Raw genomic sequence first — 4969 nt, 5'->3', positions numbered from 1 at the left:
AGAGTGACCGGCCCGCCTCCCAGCCGTCCGGCGAGCAGGGCGGCGGCCCCGCGCCCGAGGCCGGACGCCCGCAGGACCAGGAGCACCCGCCGCTCCCCCGCCAGGACAACGCCGCCGCACCCGCCGACAGCGGGACACCGACGGGGGCCGAGCAGACTCCGCCGGGTGCGGACAAGCAGGGGACGGACGGGCTGGGTTCGGACGCGCAGGGCGACGGCCGGGCCCGGCCCGAACCGTCCGCCGAGACCGGCGACCGGACCACCGGCCCCGCGCCGACCCCGCCGGACAGCGTGCACAGCGCCCCGGAGCCGTCCGGCCGGGACGCCCAACCCGTGCGGGAGACCGGGACGAATCCGCAGGCGCCGGACGGGCCCGCCGACAACGGCCACACGACCCCGCCCGAGGCACCCCAGCCGACCGAGGCACCCAAACCGGCCGAGGCCGGCGAGTCCGGCACGGAGCAGCCCGCCGAGGCCGCCACCGGCACCCCCGATCACGGAACCACCGGCGACGCTTCGCCCGCCCCCCAGGAGGGCGAGCCCACCCAGCCCGGCACGAAGACCGGCGAAGCCGCACCCGACAGCGGAACGGACGAGCGGGGCAACACCGACGACGCGTCGCCCCCGCCCGAAGAAACCGACCAGAGCGCCGGGGAACCCGAACCTCCCGGCGAACACGACGGCGACCATGGTAAGAAAGGCCCGGAGGACACCTCCGAACAGGACCCAGACGAGACCAATCGGATAAAACCGGAGGTCCCCGGCAACCCCATTATCTCCAATGTGCGCACCGACAGCAGCGGCCAAGTCCACGTCGAACCCCGATATGGACGAGAACACACCGGCGAGCCCGGCGCAGAACTGGCCCGGCCCCAGCCGGAAACGACCGAACCGGCGGGCCTCCCGCGACGCGAAGGCCCACTCAGAGCGGAGGTCGGCCCGCGGGGACACGGTGAGTTCGGAAGTCCCGAACACGACCCTGTCGACGACGACCCCCGCCAGGAGGACCCCGAGCGGCCACGTGATCCGAAGGATGTGCGTCGGGAAATGCTCCGGGCGAGCGCGGAGCTGCGAGATGCCGTTAATGAGACCGCCACGCCTGCGTTCAAGCAACTCGACGCCCGACCTCCACGGACCCAGCCGTGCACAGTCCGCGATATTTCTGACCGCATCAGTTCCGTGGATCAGCCCGTCAAAGCCGGGGACGCGTTCGTTGGCGCTGTCAGCGGTGTCGTAGTCGCCGTCGAGATGGTTCGAGGTGGCGTGGCACTGCTGAAACGACATATGGGAAGAGGACATGCCAGTCACGGATAAGCAAGTAGCAGCCCTCCACGCGCAACTGGCAGGGCGTCCGCCGGAGGAGCATCTCCGGTTGTTCAATGACCTCGACCAGTCCGACAACGTCGGCTATGCGGCCTTGCTGGCGGCCGGGTTGTTCGAGGCTGTCCAACGGCGTTTCGTCAAGAACGGCGAACCGGCTGACCGGTCAGAGGTCATCGACTTCATTGCGGCAGCGCGAGCGAGGAGCGACGACGCCCCAGACGCGATCAATCCGGATGTCGCCGAGCAAATGATCATGCATGCGCTAGGTAAGGGGTCGATCGCAGGAATAGATGATGGGACGGTTCTCCGCCATCAGATCATCCTGCTGGCCGCCCTGGTCGGGCAGGAGAATTACGACGACGCCGAGCTCGATGCCTTCATGAACCAGATCCGAACAGACGCGGACGAAATGCTGGAGTGATGGACTACGCAGCCGTCAGGACTCGGGAAGAGAACATCCTGGCCTTGCGGTCGTTCCTGTTGGAAGGACCGGCGGCTTGGGAGTCGCTGCAGGACGAGTTGCAAGTGGACGACGAGACGGCGGCCGGGTACATGTCGCTGCTCTACGGCGCCTTTTGTGTCGCGGTGCGACGGAGGTTCTCGCCCCGATACACGGTCGGTGAGATCGTCCAGTTCGTTGCCGACGTCCGGGTCGCAGCCGGAGAGGACGTAAGTCTCATCAGCTCTCTGGTAGCCGAGGACATGATCCGCCACGTCGTCGGTGCGCCACCACCCGACGACGGCGGCTCGGACGACGTTAGAGCGGTGCTTTACGCCGAGGTCTACATCCTGCTGTACCTCGTCGGCGAGGCGGACTTCGATCGGGCGGGGCTGGAGCAATTCATCGACGAAGCGACCACCTACACCGAGCAGTGGCTTGCCGCACGGCAAAGCGAGCAGGCCGGGCAGCGATAGACGACCGCTGCGGCTAGTGCCTCCACCCACCCGGAGGCAGATCGGTCCCCGCACCCGGCCGCCCGCTACCAGACTGGTTACGGACTGCGTGGTCATCGAATCGCCGGGCAGTCGGCAAGTCGATCCTCGGCATGGCACCAACGCGTCACCTGCGTTCGGTGCCGTGCTGGTGGACGCGGGCTGGCGGACGGTGGCGAGGGCTGCGGGCGAGCACGTACGACCGGGGCCGGACGGGTGGTTGCCCGCTACTGACCGACGCGCCGCCATGCGCCCTCCTCAGTTCTGAGCGCTGATTCGCAAATGCGACACGTGTGGATAAGTGGGCTTTGGAATCCGGGCCTTCCTGGACGAAGAGGGTGCACGAAGGTCGCACGTTCAGAATTTGCGTGTGCTGATGTCCGGAGCGTGTGCCTTTTCGGGGCGCGGGTCGAGTGTTTGTCCGAGCGTGACCGTACGATTACTCGATAGTGGCCGATCGCACAGAGTCGGTGATCGGCACAGGTCGTGTTCGACGCGCTATCGGGAGGACGGTCGATGCCGAGCCCCTACGTCCGCCGCCGGCAACTGGCGGCCGAGATACGCAAACTCCGCGAGAGCCGTGGCCTCACCACCGATGGCCTGGCCCGCATCATGTTCTACAACCGCGCCAAGATCTCCCGCCTGGAAAACGCCCAGGTCCGTCCGGACGTCGGCGAGATCATGACCATGCTCGAAACCCTCGAAATCACCGGCAGCCAGTACGACAGGCTCCTCAAGCTCACTCGCGAGGCCGCCCACAAGGGCTGGTGGGACAAATACGGCGTCTCCATGGGACCACGCCAGAAGCTCGCGGCCGACCTGGAGTACAACTCCGCCACCGTCCGCAGCTACGACCAGACGGCGATGCCCGGCGCCCTTCAGTGCCGCCCGTTCATCGACACTCTTGTCAGCCTCGACGAGAGCCAAAAGACGCTCGACTACGAGCCCGACCGGATGGCCGAAGCTCGCGAGCGCCGGCAGCGGGAACTGCTCAGGCCAGGCGGACCGGCCTACGAGATCATCCTCGATGAAACGGTGATTCACCGGCTGGCGATACCGGAGGAGGCGATGGCCGCCCAACTCCGGCACATGATCCAAACGGTCTCGGTAGAAGAGCGGATCACCGTTCGCGTGCTCATGCACAACGCCCGCATCCCTGGAGGTTTCCTCCCGAAGGCGCCGTTCTACCTCTACACGTTCGCCGACCCGGGCGACCAGCCGATCGCCATCGTCGACACCGTCACCACCGACCTCGTTCTTACCAAGCGCGGCGAAGTGGCACGGTATACCGGGATATACGACCGCCTCCGGGAGGCTGCTCTGTCCACGGAGGACAGCATCGCCTTCCTGACGGAGGTGGCCGACCGGCTCACCGACCAGACAGGATCGGGAACATGACCAAGCAGTTCCACGACTGGCGCAAGTCTCGCCACAGCGAACCCAACGGCCACTGCATCGAGGTGGGCCGGGCAACCGACGGGACGATCGGAGTCCGCGACACCAAGCTTCACGGCAACGGTCCGACCCTGGAACTCACCAGGGAGGAATGGCGGGTCCTCCTCCGGGAGATCCGCGCCCACGATCACTGATCCCCCCACCAAGCATCGCGGCCTTGAGGCGAGCCCACTCGCCTCAAGGCCGATGGCGTCTTTGGCCTCCACACTCACCTGTCAGGGCGACGCGGTCCTTCCACTTCGGACGGATCGAGGGCGAAGTACCGTGAGGCGCGGAAGCGTTGTGTTCCTGCGGTGCGCCTTCGCAGATCCGGCATCTACCGACATCCGGGCTCTCGAATTCTGACTTCTCTGGACGGATCGGACGGCGCAAAGTTCGCACGTGCACGTTTTGCACGCGTCGATATCGCGGAGAGCGGCCCGTTTCGGCGCGCGAGTCGAGTGTTTGTCCGAGCGTGACCGTACGATTACTCGATAGTGGCCGATCGCACACGGTTAGCGATCGCTGCGAATCGTGTCCAACGCGATATCGGGAGGACGGCCGATGCCGAGCCCCTACGTCCGCCGCCGACGACTGGCGGCCGAGATACGCAAACTCCGCGAGAGCCGCGGCCTTACGACCGACGGCCTGGCCCGCCTCATGTTCTACAACCGCGCGAAGATCTCCCGGCTGGAGAACGCACAGGTCCGCCCGGACCTGGCCGAGATCATGAACATGCTCAACGCCCTCGAAATCACCGGCAGCCAGTACGACAAGTTCCTCAAGCTCGCCCACGAGGCCGCACAGAAGGGGTGGTGGGACAAGTACGGCGTCTCCATGGGCCCTCGCCAGAAGCTCTACGCCGACCTGGAGTACAACGCCGAAACCGTCCGCGAGTACAACCAGACGCTGATGCCTGCTGTCTTGCAGGCTCCCGAGTTCATCTCGGCGCTCGTTGAACTGGACGAGTGCCAAGGGAAGATCGACTACGTCCCGGAGCGCATGGCCGACGCCCGCATGCGGCGGCAACGCGAACTGCTTCGACCGGACGGCCCGTCCTACGAAACCGTCCTGGACGAGTCCTTGATTCATCGGCTGGCCGTCCCGCCGCAAGCAATGATCGCCCAGCTTCGCCACATGATCAGGGTCGTCTGTAAGCATTCAGCGCAGGCGCTTTGAGGCATGGCGAGATGGCGTTGCGTGAGCGCAACGCGGATGGGTGTTCAGGCGGTGGCCGGGTCGGGTGGCATCCAGGGCCGGCCCAGGAGGGCGTCGCGGGT

7 protein-coding genes are annotated in these 4969 nt (G+C 66.4%); 6 read left to right on the top strand and 1 reads right to left on the bottom strand.

Annotated elements, in window-relative coordinates:
* Nucleotides 1–296: hypothetical protein (locus HUX53_RS40235; protein ID WP_217919988.1), on the bottom strand; the 296-nt coding region annotated here is incomplete at its 3' end.
* A gap of 36 nt (nucleotides 297–332) precedes the next feature.
* Between HUX53_RS40235 and HUX53_RS27735 the strand changes: the two genes are divergently transcribed.
* The 6 genes from HUX53_RS27735 to HUX53_RS27710 all read left to right on the top strand — a co-directional run bounded on the left by HUX53_RS27735 (nucleotide 333) and on the right by HUX53_RS27710 (nucleotide 4868).
* Nucleotides 333–1313 (top strand): hypothetical protein, encoded by a 981-nt coding sequence (locus tag HUX53_RS27735; RefSeq protein WP_176406166.1) that lies wholly within the window; start codon nucleotides 333–335, stop codon nucleotides 1311–1313.
* 58 nt (nucleotides 1314–1371) lie between these two features.
* Nucleotides 1372–1743, top strand: a complete 372-nt coding sequence (locus HUX53_RS27730) for a hypothetical protein (protein ID WP_176406165.1) — start codon at nucleotides 1372–1374, stop codon at nucleotides 1741–1743.
* Nucleotides 1743–2237, top strand: coding sequence for a hypothetical protein (locus HUX53_RS27725; protein WP_176406164.1), 495 nt, complete (start codon nucleotides 1743–1745; stop codon nucleotides 2235–2237). Before HUX53_RS27730 ends, HUX53_RS27725 begins: the two co-directional genes overlap by 1 nt.
* Before the next feature lie 534 nt (nucleotides 2238–2771).
* A complete protein-coding gene (locus HUX53_RS27720; protein ID WP_176406163.1) occupies nucleotides 2772–3653 on the top strand; it encodes a helix-turn-helix transcriptional regulator in 882 nt (293 codons plus the stop codon).
* Nucleotides 3650–3844, top strand: a complete 195-nt coding sequence (locus HUX53_RS27715) for a DUF397 domain-containing protein (protein WP_176406162.1) — start codon at nucleotides 3650–3652, stop codon at nucleotides 3842–3844. The genes HUX53_RS27720 and HUX53_RS27715 overlap by 4 nt, the downstream gene beginning before the upstream one ends.
* A 409-nt stretch (nucleotides 3845–4253) precedes the next feature.
* Complete coding sequence (locus HUX53_RS27710; RefSeq protein WP_176406161.1) at nucleotides 4254–4868, top strand: Scr1 family TA system antitoxin-like transcriptional regulator; 615 nt, start codon at nucleotides 4254–4256, stop codon at nucleotides 4866–4868.
* The last annotated feature ends 101 nt before the right edge of the window (nucleotides 4869–4969 follow it).

Source organism: Actinomadura sp. BRA 177 (genome assembly GCF_013372625.1).
In the GTDB taxonomy this organism is placed as follows: Bacteria; Actinomycetota; Actinomycetes; order Streptosporangiales; family Streptosporangiaceae; genus Spirillospora.
The sequence above is the reverse complement of the archived record's forward strand: the minus strand, read 5'-3'. Positions and strand labels throughout refer to the sequence as shown.

Excerpts from the sequence above, each read along its gene's own strand:
- HUX53_RS27725 (WP_176406164.1), top strand. The coding sequence starts at position 1,743 with ATGGACTACGCAGCCGTCAGGACTCGGGAAGAGAACATCCTGGCCTTG.
- HUX53_RS27720 (WP_176406163.1), top strand. The coding sequence starts at position 2,772 with ATGCCGAGCCCCTACGTCCGCCGCCGGCAACTGGCGGCCGAGATACGC.
- HUX53_RS27715 (WP_176406162.1), top strand. The coding sequence starts at position 3,650 with ATGACCAAGCAGTTCCACGACTGGCGCAAGTCTCGCCACAGCGAACCC.
- HUX53_RS27710 (WP_176406161.1), top strand. The coding sequence starts at position 4,254 with ATGCCGAGCCCCTACGTCCGCCGCCGACGACTGGCGGCCGAGATACGC.